This window comes from Frankia canadensis (assembly GCF_900197875.1).
Taxonomy (GTDB): domain Bacteria; phylum Actinomycetota; class Actinomycetes; order Frankiales; family Frankiaceae; genus Frankia; species Frankia canadensis.
This window is the reverse complement of sequence record NZ_FZMO01000002.1, coordinates 1-16,093: the sequence shown is the minus strand read 5'-3', so window position 1 is coordinate 16,093 and position 16,093 is coordinate 1. Positions and strand designations below refer to the sequence as shown.

Below are 16,093 nucleotides of genomic sequence, written 5' to 3'. Positions count from 1 at the left end.
TGCGGTGCGAACCTGCCATGAGCCTAGTGCCCAGCGTCATGCCGACCAATGCCCCACGCGCATGAGGGCCCAGGGACCACGACGCGAGGACGACTCGACCGCCCGGTGTTGGGCATCGCCGAGGTAAGCCCGCAGACTACGCATGTGCTCGTACTTGTCGTGCTGACCCTGGTATGTGGCCTGGTCGTCGGCCTCGCCCGCGGCGGAACCCTCGGCGCGTTCGCCCGCGTCCACGTCTACCGGCCCTGGCTGTTCGCCGTGCTGGTGCTCGTACTCGCGGTGGGTGGGCTCGTTCCGGCGCTGCACAGCCCGGCCTGGATCGCGGCCGCCGTGCTCGCCGCCCTGTTCGCCGGGATGAACAACCGGCTGCCGGGGCTCGGGCTCCTGGTCACCGGCATCATCGCCAACGCCGCCGTCATCACGGCCAACGGCGGCGAGATGCCGGTGTCGCTGTGGGGCGCGCACCGCGCCCGCGTCCCCGTCGACGACATCCTCGCCTCGGCCTTCCACACGCCGGCCGGGGGCGGCACGAGCCTGCGGCTGCTCAGCGACCTCATCCCGTTTCCGTTCCCCGGAGTGCCCGCGGTGCTGAGCGTCGGCGACGTGGCGATCGCGGCGGCGCTCGGCGTGTTCGGCGCGGTCACGCCGGTGCGGGCGTTCCGCACGCTGCAGGCCCGCCGCAACGCCGCGCTGGCCGGCGCCCTGCCGCCGATGTACGGCGGCACCGGCCGGACCCGCCCCGAGCCGACACCCGCCGGCCGCGACGAGCCGGCCCACCACGACGAGACCGCCGCGTACAGCGGGACCACCGAGCACGACGAGACCGCCGCGTACGAACGTCCGGCGGCCCGCCAGGCGGCCCATGACGATTCCGACGAGCCAGACGACTGGGACGAGCCCGACCAGACCGGCGGCTGGGACGAGCCCGACGCCTGGCCCGATGAGCCCGAGCAGGACGCCCCCCGGGCCGGGGACCACGACAGCCGCAACGGAACCGACGCGGCGGGCGGGTCCCGGATCTCCGAGCGTGGGCGGGTCGTGAGCGCATGGGACGACGATCCGGTCGAGGACGACTCTGGCACGATGACGGGACGTCCACAACGCTAGAAGGGAGGACGTCATGGCGAAGAAGAAGCGCAAGCGCCGCGCTCGAGCGAAGAGCAAGGCCAACCACGGCAAGCGCCCGAACACCTGAGCCGCCCGGCGGGCCGTGACCCACGGCCCGCCGCCAGGCCCCCCCGGAGGGCTACTCGGCGCGGAACTCCCCGGCGTCGGCCTCAACCCGGGCGGAGCGCAGCCGGGCGAGCACGCTGCTGCGCAGCGAGTCCGGCGCCCGCTCACCGCCGCACTTGCGGGCGACGAGCATCTTCACCTCGCGCTCGACGCCGAACTCGCGCAGGCACGGGGAGCACTCGTCGAGATGCGACCGGATCAGGTTGTGCTGCCCGCCGTCGCACTCGCCGTCGAGGTACAGGAACACGGCGTCGAGCACCTTCCGGCAGTCGATCTCGTGCTCACCACCGCAGCTCACGACGCACCGCCCTCGGCGTCGGCGGATCCGGCCGGCACGAGGCCGCGGTCCGTCGCGTACTTCTCCAGGGACTTGCGCAGCCCTCGGCGACCGCGGTGCAGCCGGGACATGACGGTCCCGATCGGCGTGCCCATGATCTCGGCGATCTCCTTGTAGGAGAAGCCCTCGACGTCGGCGAGATACACCGCCATCCGGAAGTCCTCCGGCAGCGCCTGCAGGGCGTCCTTGATGTCGCTGTCGGGCAGGTGCTCCAGCGCCTCGGTCTCGGCGCTCTTGAGGCCACTCGAGGTGTGCGACTCCGCCTCGGCGAGCTGCCAGTCCTCGACCTGCTCGGTCGGGCTCTGCAACGGCTGGCGCTGCCGGCGGCGGTAGTTGTTGATGAACGTGTTCGTCAGGATCCGGTACAGCCACGCCTTGAGGTTCGTGCCCTCCTGGAACTGGTGGAAGGCCGCGAACGCCTTGACGAAGGTCTCCTGCACGAGATCCTCCGCGTCGGCCGGATTGCGGGTCATCCGCAGGGCTGCCGCGTACAGCTGGTCGAGGAACGGGAGGGCGTCGCGCTCGAACCGCGCGCCCCGCTCCTCGGTGGTCTCGTCGACCAGGATCATCCCCTCACCGTCGTGCGCCGTGGCGCCCAGCCCGGCGCGCGGTCCGGCGGACCGTGCGGAACCAGGCCGTCTCGCAGCGGACGATACCTCGACCGCCGTGTGATCGCGCACTGACGCGACAGCCTCCCCCGGCCGCCGCGGGATCGCCGGCCGGGCATCGATCGGTCGCGCCGCGGCCGCGGGGAGCGGTGGCCATCGGCGCATGGCGCTCGCTGGAGTCATGGGACCTCCGTGACATCGTCTGGCCTTCGTCATCAACTGGTTTCGGCGGCCGCGGATTCCCGGCCGCCCGCGCCGGCGCCCGGGCTGGCGAGCACGCCGAGCAGGAAGGCGGCGCCGACGCGGGCCGCCTCGGCGACCGCGTCACCGGCCGGCCGACCGTCGCGCACCCTGGTACGGAACGAGTGGTCGCCGCCAGCGACCAGATGCACCCGCCGGTCGCGGGCCGGATCGGGTCGCGGGCACCCGAACGGGTCCCGATCGCCCTGGACGACGAGGACGGGCACCGCCGCACCGTCGAGCTCGCCCTGCCGCGACGGGCGGGGCTGCCCCGCCGCGGTGGTGCCGGGCGGCCGCAGCGGGAAGCCCAGGGCGAGCACCCCGCGGGCACCGACCGTCGTGGCGACCCGCATCGCCACCCGGGAGCCCATCGAGACACCCGCCAGGGCCAGCGGGCCGGCCACCGCGAGCGCCTCGGCGGCGGCGACGGCGACGGCGTCGAGCCGGGCCGGGCGGTCCGGCGCGCGCCGGCCGGCGACCCGGTACGGCATCTCCAGCCGGCCCACCCGCACACCGGCCGCGGCCAGGCCGGCCGCCAGCGCCTCGAACAGCGGCGTGTCGACCCCGCTGCCCGCGCCGTGCAGGAAAAGAACGGTTGATGTGCCGATCCGGGGAACCAGCCGCAGCCGTCCGCCGTCCACAGCAGTGAGGACGTCATCCTCGAGGGGTGGGACGGCCGTGGCGGGTGCCGTCGCCGTCATGGCCCCTTCGGGCCGGAACGGACGCGAAGGGATGGGCTCCGACGTGCATTGCTCCGACACTGCGGGGAAGGACTCGGCGTGGTCCAGCGTGGAATCTGTCAGACTTCCACCGCGAGTTTGTGACTTGCCTCTCATTATCGCCCCCTGAAGGGTAGGAAAGATCCATGCTGCCTGGCCCCGACGCCGACTCGGGAACGCGTCGTGGACGAGTGAACTCCCTCGTCTGCGAGGCACCGGCCAACAGCGACGATCCGTACTGGGCCTTCTACGAGGAGGTCGCGGCCGTCCAGTTGCGGCAGTGGCTGCCCGTCGCGCCGTCGCGGGTGCTCGACGTCTCCGGCCAGCGGGCCCGCTTCGCCCGCCAGATGGTGGGGGCCGGCCACCAGGTCGTGCGCGTGGTGACCGAGCCCGCCCGCGGCGATTCGCCGCCCAGCGGTCCCGGCGCCCTGCTGCCCGTCGTCGGCGACGCGCGCTCGCTGGACTGGTTCTCTCCCGGCTCGTTCGACGCCGTGCTCGCCGAGGCCCGCGCGCTGTCGTTCTGCCTGGCCACCGAGACGACCCTCGACGAGATCCACACCATGCTGCGCCCCGGCGGCCAGCTGCTGCTCTGCGTCGACTCGCTGCTGCTGGGCCTGGCCCGCCTCGCCGAGCAGCACCGCTGGGCGGAGCTGTCCGACGTCCCGCGCGCCGACGTCGTCCTCGTACCGGCCGAGGACGGCACGATCACCCGCTGTTTCTGGCCGGAGGAGCTGCGCGCGCTGCTGACCAGCGCCGGTTTCGAGGTCGACTGGATCCGGCCGCGCACCGTGCTGTCCGCGGAGGCGGTCAAGCGCGCCGTCGCCGAGGACGTCTCCTGCTTCCCGACGCTCGTGCGTACCGAGGTGGAGCTGGCCGCCGAGCGCGAGGGCGAGTCCATCGGCATCCACCTGATCGCCTCCGCCCGCCGCCCCGCCTGACCAGGCACCCTGGACCGCCTCCGCCCGTCGGGCGCTCGACGGCGGCCTTGTCGTTGGACACCGCGTCTTCGATGGCTGTCTTCCCGTAGACGGGAAGGGCCTGCGGGGGACTGGTCGGAGCGAGACGCTCAGCGCGTGAGGTGTTCGAGGGCGGTGACCACGCGCAGCAGGCGCTCCTCCTCGCCGGGCCGGGCGATGACCTGGAGTCCGACCGGGCAGCCGTCGCCGGTGCGGCCGGCCGGCACGCTCACCGCCGGATGGCCGCTGAGGTTGACCGCCCAGGTCAGGCTCACGCTGCGAACCTCGCCCGGGCCGGCGTGCGGGTGCGGCCGGTTGGGTGTGGTCGGCGTGAGCAGCAGATCCGCCTGGCTGAGCACCCACGCGAGCGCCCGCTCGTTGTGGGCACGCACAGCCGCGACGGCCTCCCCGCGCTCCCTCCCCGTACCACCGGGACCCGCAGGACCACCCAGGCCCGCCGAGCCGCCGGGAGCCGCGGGCGCTCGGGCGGCGAGCCAGGCGGGTTCCGGGTCCCGCAGCCGCACCGGGACGCCGAGCCAGTGCAGCACGCCGGCGGCGGCGAGGCGTTCGGCGGCGGCGCGGCTCACCGCGAGCACCTCCGGCTCCGGCTCGGCGAAACCGAGGGTGGATGACCAGACCGCCCGCTCGCCACATCCAGGCGCGCAGTCCCCTCCCGTCAGCCGAGTAGTGCCGGACGTGAGGCCGAGCGGGGGATAGAGGCCGGGGACGGGGACGGGTCGGGTCGCACGGGCGGTGCGGCGGGCTGGCAGCGCGGGCGGCAGTGGGTCGGGGGGCGCGGTGACGACCTCCCACCACAGCCGGGCGTCGGCGGCGTGGCGCACGATCGGGCCGGGGACGGTCAGCCCCGCCCGGTCGGGGCCGGGCAGCCGTCCGGTGGTCGGCTTGAACCCGATCACGCCGCACCAGGCCGCCGGGACGCGGGTGGAGCCGGCGCCGTCCGAGGCGGTCGCCAGCGGGACCACCCCGCGGGCCACGGCGACCGCCGAGCCCGCGGACGAACCGCCGGGGACCAGGTCGGGGCGCCACGGGTTCACCGTCGGGCCGCGGCCGGTATGCCCCCAGGTCTGCCACGGGTGCGCGGCCCGCACCGGCGCCGACGTCACGCCGATGGCGACCGCGCCGGCCGCGAGCAGCCGGCGGGTGACGGGACCGGTGGCCGCGCTGCCCGGCTTCACCGCGATCGGCACGCCGGCCAGCGGCAGCACGGCGCCGCGCTCGAGTGCGACCTCGACGAGCAGGGCCCGCCGCAGCGCCCACCGCGGCCAGGCGGCGGTGAAGGCGCGCAGGGCGCCGTCGGTCTCGCGCAGGCGGGCGAACGCGGCCCGCACGGCGTCGGCCGGCGCGACCCGGCCGGCGCGCACCAGGGCCGCGACCTCGGTCGCCGACAGGTCCGGGTAGTCGCGGCGCCACGGCTGACCGGCAGTACGCGGACGCCGGCTCCACGCGTCCATCCGGCATGCTGTCATGGTGAGCATCCTGACCGGCACCGAGGCCACCGGGACACAGTCCGGTCCGTGGCCGGCCCCCACCGCCGAACGGCCCGTGACGGCCGTCGTCCCGGTCCCCGGCGCGAAGTCCGGCACGAACCGGGCCCTCGTCCTCGCCGCACTGGCCGACGGGCCGTCCCGGCTGCGCGGCGCGCTGCGCTCGCGGGACACCCTGCTCATGGCCGGCGTGCTGCGCGCGCTGGGCGGCGAGATCGACACGGACGGCCCGGACTGGCTGGTGAACCCGCCCGCACCGGGTGGACGGCTCGCCCCGGGCGCGGTGGCCGACTGCGGCAACGCGGGCACGGTGGCGCGTTTCACTCCGGCCGTCGCGACGCTGCGCGCGGGCGACGTGACGTTCGACGGGGACGCCCGCATGCGCGACCGGCCGCTGACCCCGCTGCTCGGCGCGCTGCGTGAGCTGGGGGCCGACATCGACGGCGACCGGATGCCCTTCACGGTGCACGGGCGCGGCGCGCTGCCCGGCGGTGAGGTGACGGTCGACGCGTCCGATTCCAGCCAGCTCGTCTCCGGCCTGCTGCTCGCCGCCCCCCGCTACGACGCCGGGGTGACGGTGGTGCACCGCGGCGCCCGGCTGCCGTCCGGGCCGTATCTGGACATGACGGTCGCGGACCTGCGGGCGGCCGGCGCGGTCGTCGAGGCCGCGCCGCCGGAGCGGGACGGCAGCCGCCGCTGGCGGGTCGAGCCGGGCACGCTCGCCGGCGGGGACCGGGCGATCGAGCCGGACCTGAACAGCGCGACGGCGTTCCTCGCCGCGGCGCTCGCCACCGGCGGACGGGTGGTCGTCCCGGACTGGCCGGAGGTGACCGAGCAGCCCGGCCGGATGCTGCCGACGCTGCTCGCGGCGATGGGGGCGTCGACCGAGCGCACCGAGGACGGGCTGGCGGTGAGCGGCGGCGGGACGATCCACGGGCTCGACGTCGACCTCAGCGACTTCGGTGAGGCCGCGCCGGTACTCACCGCGCTCGCGGTGCTCGCCGACTCGCCCTCCCGGCTGCGCGGCATCGCCCATCTGCGGCTGCAGGAGACCGACCGGCTGCTGGCGCTCGCCCAGGAGCTCGGCAGCCTCGGCGCGCGGATCACGGTGACCGACGACGGGCTGGCCATCGAGCCGGCCCGGCTGCACGGCGGGCGGCTCGACCCGCGCGCGGACCACCGCCTCGCCATGGCCTACGCGGTGGTCGGGCTGGTGGTGCCCGGGATCACCATCGACGACATCGCGACGACCGGCAAGACCGTGCCCGACTTCCCCCGCATGTGGGCGGCGATGCTGTCCGGGCGGGCGGGCTGAGCCGGCGGCGCGCGGGTTGACGGCGATGGCCCGCGAACTGGACGAGGACGACATCCGGATCCGTCCGGGGCGTGGTTCGCGCCCGCGCACCCGGGAGCGGCCCGAGCACTCGGAGGCGGTGCCGGCGGTGGTCGTCGGGGTCGACCGCGGGCGTTACACCTGCCGGCCGGACCCGTGGCCCGAGCGGCTGGTCGCCGCGGTGCGGGGCGGGTCGATGCGCCGCACGTCGGTGGTCGTCGGCGACCGGGTGGCGCTGGTCGGTGACACGTCGGGGCACCAGGGGGCGCTGGCGCGGCTGGTGCGCCGGGAGGAGCGCACGAGCGTCCTGCGGCGCACCCCGGACGACGCCGATCCGGCCGAGCGGCCGATCGTCGCGAACGCGGACATCCTGGTCATCGTGTGCGCGGTCACCGACCCGGAGCCGCGGCCGGGCCTGATCGACCGCTGCCTGGTCGCCGCGTACGACGGCGGGCTGGCCCCGGTGCTGTGCCTGACCAAGACCGACCTGGCCGCCCCGGACGCGATCATCGAGCTGTACCGGCCGCTGGGGTTCCCGGTGGTGACCACCCGCCCGGACACCGACCTGACGCCGCTGCTGGCGTTGCTGGCCGGCCGGCTGAGCGTGCTGTTCGGGCACAGCGGCGTCGGCAAGTCCAGCCTGGTCAATCGGCTGGTGCCGGCCGCGGACCGGGCGATCGGCGAGGTGAACGCGGTGACCGGCCGCGGGCGGCACACGTCGTCGGCGGCGGTGGCGCTGCGGCTGCCGGGCGGCGGGACGGTCATCGACACGCCGGGGGTGCGCTCGTTCGGCCTCGGCGCGGTGGCGCCGTCGCGGGTGCTGCGGGCGTTCTCGGACCTCGCGGCCGCCGCCGAGATGTGCGAGCCGGGCTGCGAGCACCTGGCGCCGTCCCCGGACTGCGCGCTGGACTCCGCGGTGCGCGACGGGGACGCCGACGCGGCCCGCCTGGCGAGCCTGCGCCGTCTGCTGGCCGCCCGCGGCAGCGCGCCGTGAATGCCTTCGATGGCCGTCGCCGGTGCACGCGCCGGTGAAGGCGCCGGTGAACGGGAGATTGGTCACACTCATCCCGCCACGCGGGGTGGAGCGTCCGCGGGGCGTACGCGCCGTGGGGCTCGCCTCGTAGTCTCGCAGGCGTGACCCCGCCTAACCCCACCTCCGTGGGCACCGAATCGACCGACGCCCTCGGCGCCGTCACCGTTGCCGACGACCTCGCGCTCGCGCTGAGCCTCGCCGACGCCGCCGATCGGATCACTCTCTCCCGGTTCCAGGCCGTTGATCTGCACGTCGAGTCCAAGCCCGACAACACGCCGGTCTCCGACGCCGACACCGCCGTCGAGTCCATGATCCGCGAACGGCTCGCCGTGGCCAGGCCGGATGACGCCGTCCTCGGCGAGGAGGAGGGGCTCGTCGGCGGCGGTGCCCGCCGGCGCTGGATCCTCGACCCGGTCGACGGCACCAAGAACTTCGTGCGCGGTGTCCCCGTCTGGGGAACGCTGCTCGGTCTGGAGATCGACGGCGAGATGGTGGTCGGGGTGGCGAGCGCCCCGGCGATGAGCCGGCGCTGGTGGGGGGCCCGGGGCACCGGGGCGTTCACCCGCGACGCGACCGGCGACACCCGGGCGCTGCGCGTGTCGTCGGTCACCCGGCTGGACGACGCGTTCATGTCCTTCGCCTCGATCGAGGGCTGGCGGACCGCCGGCCGGCTCGACGAGTTCCTGCACCTGGCCGACCAGGTCTGGCGCACCCGGGCGTACGGCGACTTCTGGTCGCACATGATGGTCGCCGAGGGTGCGGTCGACCTCGCCTGCGAGCCGGTGGTGTCGCTGTGGGACCTGGCGGCGCTGCAGGTCATCGTCGAGGAGGCCGGTGGGCGGTTCACCGACCTGTCCGGCCAGCGCGGCCCGGGGCACGGCACGATCCTCACCACCAACGGCGCGCTGCACGACGTGGCGCTGCGGTCGTTCACCCGCTGACGCGGGCGGCCGGCGTCGCGCGTGTCTCGCGCCCCGGCGAGGACGGAAGGGGTGACGGTCGGTGATCGGCTTCGCGCATCGCGGGGCGCCGGCCCCGCACCAGCGCGAGAACACCCTGCCCGCGTTCCGCCGGGCGCTGGCCGGCGGGGCGAGCGGGCTGGAGTCCGACGCCTGGCTGACCGCCGACGGCGTGCCGGTGCTGCACCACGACGGCGTCCTCGGCCCGCCCGGGCGGCAGCGGCGGATCACCGAGCTGACCGTCGACCGGCTGCCGGGCTGGCTGCCGACGCTGGCCTCGTTCTACGCCGAGCTCGGCACGTCGTTCGAGTTCAGTCTTGACCTCAAGGGGCCGGCGGGCGGCTGGGCGGACGCCGCCGATGCCGTCCTCGCCGTCACCCGCGCCGCCGGCGGGAGCGCGGCGGCCGCCCGGCTGTGGCTGTGCGGGAACCTGCCGGAGCTTGCCGCCTACCGGTCCCGGGATCCGGACGTGCGACTGGTGAACTCGACGGCGATGGCGAACGTGGAATCAGGCGGTGGCATCGACGCCTACGGCGCGCGGCTGCGGGCGGCGGGCGTCGCTGCCCTGAACCTGCGCACCCGGGAATGGACGCCGAGCCGGGCCGGGATCGCCGCGGCGCTGCACGAGCTCGGCCTGGCCGCGTTCGGCTGGGACGCGCAGCGCACGGCGACGCTGGCCCGCCTGGCCGGCTACGGCCTTGACGCGGTCTACAGCGACCACTTGCGACGCCTCGTCCGCGTCACCGGCTCCGTTATCGACGCCCGAACGGGCCACAACCCTTAGAGCCGGCCAGCTCCGGCAAATTTCCTCATGAAGCTGACGAACTTACCCAATGCACGGTGCGCAGCGTGACCGTCGCCGGGCTGCCGCATAACCTCGCCGGTAAGGTCGCTTCCAGCAGGTATAGCGGACACGGCCGGCAGGTGGCCACGATAGGTCCACGGGACGAACCGACAGATTGGCGACCCGGCCGGATTACCGGCATCCCCCCGCACGGGCGCCCGCCATGGCTCACCGTGGCACTTTCCTGACACGGTGATGACCCGCGACTGCGCTCAGTCCTCCTCCGCCACTTTCAGCATCTGCTCCGGAAAGCCGGTCCGTTCCGCCACGTGCTCGACGGAGTATCCCTGTCGCACCAGGTCACGAGCCTGCTCCAAGGTCCAGCCCCGCCCGGGATCGACCCGGCTAACAACCACTTCACTCGCCTGGCGCCGTTCCTGCGGCCAGCTGAGTCGTGCACGGCGTGCCAAGGGTCGACCTCCGCGTATTGACGACTTTGGTGTTACGCCACCAAGGATAGGCCATATTGACGTCGGCCTGCCCGTTGAACTCCACGATAGCGGGTGCCGACCCGTTAATGCAGACCCGCACCGGAAGACCACACAACACGCGAACGGCGGCTGGCCCCAACAGGCACCGTGCACAAGGTACGACTCCGGCGGCAGCGGGACGCGCGGCGAACCTTCCCAGGTGACGAACAGCACCGTGACACGCGGTCCAGCCGAGAACCGCGCAACCCGCCATCCACGCCTACGTCGCCGTCCCATCCGCCGCCGACCGTGACGGCCCAGGGCGGCGCGGCGAGTGCGCGCCGCCAGCCGCCGCCGATCCCGATGCCGACGCGTTGTCCCGTAGGATCGTGCGCCACCGCCCGGCCGAGTGGACCGCCGGAGCGGTACCGGCCAGGAAATCCTCGAGGACGCGGCGGAATCGGGCCGGATCACTGTGATGCGGAAAATGGCCGGCGTCCGGAAAGATCTCGAGCCGGCTGCCGGGCATCGCCGCGTGCGCCGTCCAGGCGTGCTCGACCGGAATGACCGCGTCACGTCCGCCCCAGACGATCAGGGATGGCATCCCTTCCGCGAGGTAGCACCGGTCGAGCATCGTGATCGACTGCCCGTGGGCGTCGATGACGGAGCGCAGTGTGCGCAGGAACGCCGCCCGCGCGGTCGGCGCCCCCAGTGAGCCGCAGACGCCGAGGATGTCCGCGCCGTCGCGGGCCAGGTCCGCCTGCGCGAGCCGCAGCGCCCGCATCCCCGCCCGTCCGGCGATCCGCACCGCCGGCACACGGACCAGCGACAGCACCATCCCGGCGCCCGGCAGGGCGGCCGCCCGCAGCGCGGGATGGACGTCGGGGCCCACCCCGCCGGTGGAGACGAGCACGAGGCGTTCGCAGCGTTCCGGGAACTGGTAGGCGAACTGCATCGCGACACCGCCGCCCAGGGAGTGCCCGACGACCGTGACCCGGTCGATGCCGAGGACGGTGAGCAGGTCGCGCATCCCGCAGGCGTAGCCGCCGATCGAGTAGTCGCCGCGCGGCTTGTCCGACTCGCCGTGCCCCAGCAGGTCCGGGGCGATCACCGTGTGGTGACGGGCCAGCTGGGACAGCACCGGCGCCCAGGTGCGGGCGTTGTCGCCGATGCCGTGGATGAGCAGCAGCGCCGGTCCGCGCCCGGCCCGCAGGTAGCAGCGCCGGTATCCGTGCACGACCACGGACCGGGCCGTCGGGGCGGGGGTGGCCCCGCCGTGCGCCGCCATCACCCGGTCCCGTCAGAACTCGATGTTGCTCATCACGTGCTTGATCCTGGTGTAGTCCTCCAGCCCGTACACCGAGAGATCCTTGCCGTAGCCACTGCTCTTGAACCCGCCGTGCGGCATCTCCGCGACGATCGACAGGTGGGTGTTGATCCACACGCAGCCGAAGTCCAGCCGCCGGGCCACCCGCATCGCCCGCCCGTGGTCGCGCGTCCAGACGCTCGAGGCCAGGCCGTACTCGACGCCGTTCGCCCAGTCGACGGCGGTGTCCTCGGAGTCGAACCGCTGCATCGTGATCACCGGGCCGAACACCTCCCGCTGGATGAGCTCGTCGGACTGGCGCAGGCCGGCGACGACGGTGGCCGGATAGAAGTAGCCCGGCCGGTCCAGCGGCGCCCCGCCGGTGAGCAGCTCGGCGTGCGCCGGCGCCCGGTCGACGAGCCCGCCGACGCGGGCAAGCTGGTCGGCGTTGTTCAGCGGCCCGTAGTCGACGTCGAGCTGGTCCGGCGCGCCGGTGGCCGTGGCCCGGGCCGCCTCGGCGAGCGCCGCGGCGAGCTCGTCGTGGATGCCGGCGGCGGCGAGCACCCGTGTCGCCGCCGTGCAGTCCTGCCCGGCGTTGAAGTAGGCGGCGCCGGCGATCTCGGCGGCCACCTCGGCCGGGTCGACGTCGTCGAAGACGATGACGGGCGCCTTGCCGCCGAGCTCCAGGTGTACCCGCTTGAGGGTGTCCGCCGCCGCGCTGGCGACCTCCCGGCCGGCCCGCACGCTGCCGGTCACCGACACCATCGCCGGCCCCGGATGGGCGACCAGCGCCCGGCCGGTGTCCCGGTCTCCGCAGACGACGTTGAGCACACCCGGTGGCAGGAACTCGGCCGCGATTCCGGCCAGCAGCAGGCTCGATGCCGGGGTGGTGTCGGACGGCTTGAGCACGACCGTGTTGCCCGCGGCGATGGCCGGGGCGACCTTCCACACCGCCATCATCAACGGGTAGTTCCACGGCGTCACCTGGGCGCACACGCCGATCGGCTCGCGGCGCACGAAGCTGGTGTGCCCGGCCAGGTACTCCCCGCCGGCGCGGCCCTCGAGCGTGCGCGCCGCCCCGGCGAAGAAGCGGATCTGGTCCGCGCTGGGCCCGATCTCCTCGTCGATGGTGAGCTGGCGCGGCTTGCCGGTGTTGGCGCACTCCACCGCGGCGATCCCCGCCGCCCGTTCCTCGACCGCGTCGGCGAGGCGCAGCAGCGCCCGGGATCGCTCAGCCGGCGTGGTGTCGCGCCAGATCTCGAACGCGGCCGCGGCGGCGCGCACCGCGGCGTCGACGTCCGCCGGGCCCGAGCGGGGCGCCTGGGCGAGCAGCTCGCCGGTGGACGGGTCGAGGATCGACATTGTCCCGCCGTCGGCCGCCTGGCCGGCGACGCCGCCGATGAGGTTGGCGAGGATCGCGTCCATGGTCCCTCCCGGATCACGCGGCAGCGCGGACGAGGTCGTGGGCGAGCTGGTCGAGGCTGTCCAGATAGCGGTCGACGTCGGCGTCGGTGTGCTGGACCGACAGCGTCCATTCCTCCTCGCGACCCGGCGCCATCAGGACGCCCCGGTTGGCGTTGTAGAGCCAGGCGAGCGCCGGTAGCTCGGCGAGCTGGTGTTCCATGAACGACGTGTAGTCGCGGATCAGGGCGTCGGTGAAGTTCACGCAGCCCTTGGAGCCGACGCTGACCGTGTAGCCGGGCAGGCCGTGGCGGGCGAGGATCTCGTCGCAGCCCGCGGTCAGGCGGTCACCGAGGCGCTCGAGGTGCGCGTAGGCGTCGCCGGTGAGCACCTCGAGCAGGCTGGCCCGAGCCGCGGCCATCGTCAGCGGGTTGCCGTTGTAGGTGCCGACCTGCTTCACCCGGTCGGTGGCGACGATCTCCATGATCTCCGCGGTGGCGCCGATCGCGCCCGACGGCAGCCCGCCGCCGAGCGCCTTGGCGAGGGTGACCATGTCCGGGCGGACGCCGAAGCGCTCGGTGGCGCCGCCCGCCGCCACGCACAGCCCGGTCTTGACCTCGTCGAAGATCAGGATGATGCCGTGCCGGGCGGTGATCTCCCGCACGGCGGCCAGGTAGCCGGGCTCGGGCAGGACGACGCCGAGGTTCATCATCGCCGCCTCCATGATCACGCAGGCGGGCGCGCGATCCTCCGCCACCAACGCCTCGACGCGGCGCAGCATGGCCGGGGCGTCGTTGAACGGGACCGGCACGGTCAGGTCGACGACGGCCTGCGGGATGCCCGCGCCGTAGCCGAGGGAGTTCATGTGGTCGGCCGGGCCGATGTCGGCGTACGGCGTGCCGATCGAGACCATCACGTAGTCGTGGTGACCGTGATACGAGCCGAAGATCTTGATGATGGTGTCGCGGCCGGTGATGCCGCGGGCGATCCGGATCGCGTCCATCGTCGCCTCCGAGCCGGAGTTGACGTAGCGCCACCGTGGCAGGCCGAAGCGGCGGGCGAGCTCCTCGCTGACGACGATCGAGTCCTCGGTGGGCATGGCGAAGTGGCTGCCGAGGGCGATCCGTTCGCCGACCGCCCGCACGATCGCGGGATGGGCGTGGCCCTGCACCATCGAGCCGTAGCCGTTGTGGAAGTCGGAGTACTCGGTGCCGTCCACGTCCCAGACTCGCGCGCCGCGGCCGTGGGTGAGGTAGATCGGCCATGGGTCGCGCACCTGGTAGGACGACGGCACGCCGGACGTCATCGACCGCACGGCCCGCGCGTGCATCCGTTTCGAGGCGGGCGTGCGGGCCTGCAGGCGAGCCTCCTCCCTCTCGGTGAGCGTGGCCGCCGCGGCACGCAGCGCGGCCCGGCTCACCCCCGTCCGGGTCGTCATCAGGTCCGACACCGAGACACCTCCTCCGGCAGGCAACTACTGAAAGCGTAGACCCGAAGGGGGAAGAGCGACGGAATCCATCGAGAAGAGCCGTTTTTGGGATGCCTTCCCAGTTCGCTCCGCGGTAGCCATACGATGACAGCGCACGCCCGCGGGCGATCCGGGCCAATCTGGCCTTTTCTACTGGTTGCCTGACAAACCGGTGGTGTCGCCGGGCGAGAGGAGGGATCCCGGGTGCAGTCCCGACGCACACTCGGCCAGCGATCCGCCCCCGACGCCCTGCTCGACGACGTCAACAAGGCCATCATCGAACAGCTCCAGCAGGACGGCCGGCGCTCCTACGCGGCGATGGCGGCCGCCGTCGGCCTGTCCGAGGCCGCCGTGCGCCAGCGGGTCCAGCGCCTGCTAGACGCCGGCGTCATGCAGATCGTCGCGGTCACCGATCCGCTGCGGGTCGGCTTCCACCGGCAGGCCATGATCGGCGTCCGGGTCACCGGCGACACCCGCGACGTCGCCGACACGATCTCCGCGCTGCCCGAGGTCGACTACGTCGTCCTCACCGCCGGTTCGTTCGACCTCATCGTGGAGATCGTCGCCGAGGACGACGAGCATCTGCTGGAGCTCATCAACACGCAGATCCGGGCCATACCCCAGGTCCTCGCGACGGAGACCTTCGTCTACCTGCGCCTGGTCAAGCAGACGTACACGTGGGGAGTCCGCTGACGGTGCGGGGCGCCACCCTCCAGGGCACTGTTCGGCCGGCACCACGGGTGAGACGCCGCCCGGCGGGAACGGTCGGCAGAGTCACCCCGAAGACACCGTCCACGAACAACCCCAAAGCACCAACAAGAGTCCAACTGATGCAACGACAGTCAAACAAACTCGGCCCAGACATGATGGGGTGAGCATGGCGCTGGTCCACCATGACCCGCAGGACGGCATTTTGATTACGCGCATCGGCCAAGCCGAGATCACCGTGCGCCCCGAGCCGCCGGCGAGCGCCAGCGGCGCGCCGGTGATTCTTCTCCGGGTGGACGCCCCGATGCTGGACACCCTCGCGGCGGCCTATCTGGATCCCGACGAGGCCCGCCGCCTCGCCCAGGCGCTCGTCCACGCCGCTGAGGCCGTCCGCCCCGCGACGCCCTGGCGGTCCCCCCGCCCGAACACCCGCTAGGCAGACCGCCCAGGACACGGCCCGCGCCTCCGCACGGAGCGCGGGCCAGCGCCCACGCCCGGCATCGAAACCGGCCGCCTCCTGTAACCACCTGCCACAGCAATGAAAGAGGCTCTCGGAGGAATTCCTCCGAGAGCCTCTTTCCTTTGTAGCGGGGGCAGGATTTGAACCTGCGACCTCTGGGTTATGAGCCCAGCGAGCTACCGAGCTGCTCCACCCCGCGTCGGTGTGTGTCATCACCATACAGGGCGGGAACCAGGAGGTGTCAAATCGAGGGCGGACCTTTTTTGGATTTTTCTGGCGGCCGCGCCGCGGTGGTGCCGGCCGGCGTGCGCCGCACCCGCCAGGCCGTCCGGTCAGTCGGGCGATGGCGGCGCCTGACGCGTGGGAGATGGCGGCGGCGATGGTGTGCCGGACACCGGCGCGTCAACGCCCGTCCGGCCGGACGAGGACGCGGCGCCGGGCGAGACCGAGGCGCCCGTGGTCGGCCGGGCCGGCCGGGCCGGCGGGGTCGTCGGGGTCGTCGACGGGCTGGCGAGCGTGCGCAGGCGACCCAGGGCGTTCGCCAGGTCGGTCTGGGACTGGCCGTAGACGGCG

The 16,093-nt window shown here is 73.7% G+C and carries 16 protein-coding genes, 1 tRNA gene and 1 pseudogene; 9 read left to right on the top strand and 9 right to left on the bottom strand.

Translation table 11 applies throughout. The annotated features are described in order from the left end of the window. Positions 1 to 144: 144 nt before the first annotated feature. Both C1A33_RS36090 and C1A33_RS37795 read left to right on the top strand, forming a co-directional pair. Positions 145 to 1,107, top strand: coding sequence for a DUF5317 domain-containing protein (locus C1A33_RS36090; protein WP_243407046.1), 963 nt, complete (start codon positions 145 to 147; stop codon positions 1,105 to 1,107). Between the two features lie 13 nt (positions 1,108 to 1,120). Beyond that, positions 1,121 to 1,195, top strand: a complete 75-nt coding sequence (locus C1A33_RS37795) for a 50S ribosomal protein bL37 (protein WP_369299096.1) — start codon at positions 1,121 to 1,123, stop codon at positions 1,193 to 1,195. A gap of 51 nt (positions 1,196 to 1,246) precedes the next feature. Here C1A33_RS37795 and rsrA read toward each other — a convergent pair whose 3' ends face one another. The 3 genes from rsrA to C1A33_RS00900 form a co-directional block, all read right to left on the bottom strand. Then, positions 1,247 to 1,531, bottom strand: coding sequence for a mycothiol system anti-sigma-R factor (gene rsrA / locus C1A33_RS00910; protein ID WP_101829624.1), 285 nt, complete (start codon positions 1,529 to 1,531; stop codon positions 1,247 to 1,249). Then, a complete protein-coding gene (locus tag C1A33_RS00905; protein WP_101829656.1) occupies positions 1,528 to 2,139 on the bottom strand; it encodes a sigma-70 family RNA polymerase sigma factor in 612 nt (203 codons plus the stop codon). The genes rsrA and C1A33_RS00905 overlap by 4 nt, the downstream gene beginning before the upstream one ends. Positions 2,140 to 2,393: 254 nt before the next feature. After that, complete coding sequence (locus C1A33_RS00900) at positions 2,394 to 3,119, bottom strand: alpha/beta hydrolase family protein (RefSeq protein ID WP_243407045.1); 726 nt, start codon at positions 3,117 to 3,119, stop codon at positions 2,394 to 2,396. 164 nt (positions 3,120 to 3,283) lie between these two features. On the opposite strand from C1A33_RS00900, the gene C1A33_RS00895 reads away from it, so the two are divergent. Then, positions 3,284 to 4,075: a methyltransferase domain-containing protein gene (locus C1A33_RS00895; protein ID WP_101829622.1), complete on the top strand. Its 792-nt coding sequence runs from the start codon at positions 3,284 to 3,286 to the stop codon at positions 4,073 to 4,075. A 128-nt stretch (positions 4,076 to 4,203) separates the two neighbouring features. Here C1A33_RS00895 and C1A33_RS00890 read toward each other — a convergent pair whose 3' ends face one another. Next, positions 4,204 to 5,580 carry an amidase gene (locus C1A33_RS00890; RefSeq protein ID WP_279354578.1) on the bottom strand — a complete coding sequence of 459 codons (1,377 nt, stop codon included), beginning with the start codon at positions 5,578 to 5,580 and terminating at the stop codon, positions 4,204 to 4,206. Here C1A33_RS00890 and aroA point away from each other — a divergent pair. The 4 genes from aroA to C1A33_RS00870 all read left to right on the top strand — a co-directional run bounded on the left by aroA (position 5,579) and on the right by C1A33_RS00870 (position 9,707). Then, a complete protein-coding gene (aroA, locus tag C1A33_RS00885; RefSeq protein WP_101829620.1) occupies positions 5,579 to 6,913 on the top strand; it encodes a 3-phosphoshikimate 1-carboxyvinyltransferase in 1,335 nt (444 codons plus the stop codon). The two genes, C1A33_RS00890 and aroA, sit on opposite strands and share 2 nt — an antisense overlap. 25 nt (positions 6,914 to 6,938) lie before the next feature. Continuing rightward, positions 6,939 to 7,925 (top strand): ribosome small subunit-dependent GTPase A, encoded by a 987-nt coding sequence (gene rsgA / locus C1A33_RS00880; RefSeq protein ID WP_101829619.1) that lies wholly within the window; start codon positions 6,939 to 6,941, stop codon positions 7,923 to 7,925. Between the two features lie 140 nt (positions 7,926 to 8,065). Next, positions 8,066 to 8,905: a histidinol-phosphatase gene (hisN, locus tag C1A33_RS00875; protein WP_101829618.1), complete on the top strand. Its 840-nt coding sequence runs from the start codon at positions 8,066 to 8,068 to the stop codon at positions 8,903 to 8,905. A 61-nt stretch (positions 8,906 to 8,966) separates the two neighbouring features. Next, positions 8,967 to 9,707 carry a glycerophosphodiester phosphodiesterase gene (locus tag C1A33_RS00870; RefSeq protein ID WP_101829617.1) on the top strand — a complete coding sequence of 247 codons (741 nt, stop codon included), beginning with the start codon at positions 8,967 to 8,969 and terminating at the stop codon, positions 9,705 to 9,707. 750 nt (positions 9,708 to 10,457) lie between these two features. On the opposite strand, the gene C1A33_RS00860 is transcribed toward C1A33_RS00870, so the two are convergent. From C1A33_RS00860 to C1A33_RS00850, 3 genes are read right to left on the bottom strand one after another with little or no spacing between them, the layout of a single operon-like run. Further along, positions 10,458 to 11,465, bottom strand: a complete 1,008-nt coding sequence (locus tag C1A33_RS00860; RefSeq protein WP_101829616.1) for an alpha/beta fold hydrolase — start codon at positions 11,463 to 11,465, stop codon at positions 10,458 to 10,460. Between the two features lie 12 nt (positions 11,466 to 11,477). After that, positions 11,478 to 12,908 (bottom strand): gamma-aminobutyraldehyde dehydrogenase, encoded by a 1,431-nt coding sequence (locus C1A33_RS00855; RefSeq protein ID WP_101829615.1) that lies wholly within the window; start codon positions 12,906 to 12,908, stop codon positions 11,478 to 11,480. A 13-nt stretch (positions 12,909 to 12,921) separates the two neighbouring features. Continuing rightward, positions 12,922 to 14,322, bottom strand: a complete 1,401-nt coding sequence (locus C1A33_RS00850; RefSeq protein WP_207770096.1) for an aspartate aminotransferase family protein — start codon at positions 14,320 to 14,322, stop codon at positions 12,922 to 12,924. 234 nt (positions 14,323 to 14,556) lie between these two features. Here C1A33_RS00850 and C1A33_RS00845 point away from each other — a divergent pair, with 234 nt between their 5' ends. Together C1A33_RS00845 and C1A33_RS00840 are read left to right on the top strand one after the other, a co-directional pair. Beyond that, a complete protein-coding gene (locus C1A33_RS00845; RefSeq protein WP_101829613.1) occupies positions 14,557 to 15,045 on the top strand; it encodes an Lrp/AsnC family transcriptional regulator in 489 nt (162 codons plus the stop codon). Between the two features lie 184 nt (positions 15,046 to 15,229). Further along, complete coding sequence (locus C1A33_RS00840; RefSeq protein WP_101829655.1) at positions 15,230 to 15,496, top strand: DUF6907 domain-containing protein; 267 nt, start codon at positions 15,230 to 15,232, stop codon at positions 15,494 to 15,496. Positions 15,497 to 15,645: 149 nt separating this feature from the next. Here C1A33_RS00840 and C1A33_RS00835 read toward each other — a convergent pair. After that, positions 15,646 to 15,719 (bottom strand) — tRNA-Met (locus C1A33_RS00835). 133 nt (positions 15,720 to 15,852) lie between these two features. Further along, positions 15,853 to 16,093: pseudogene (locus C1A33_RS35510) on the bottom strand (hypothetical protein); the annotation flags it as partial.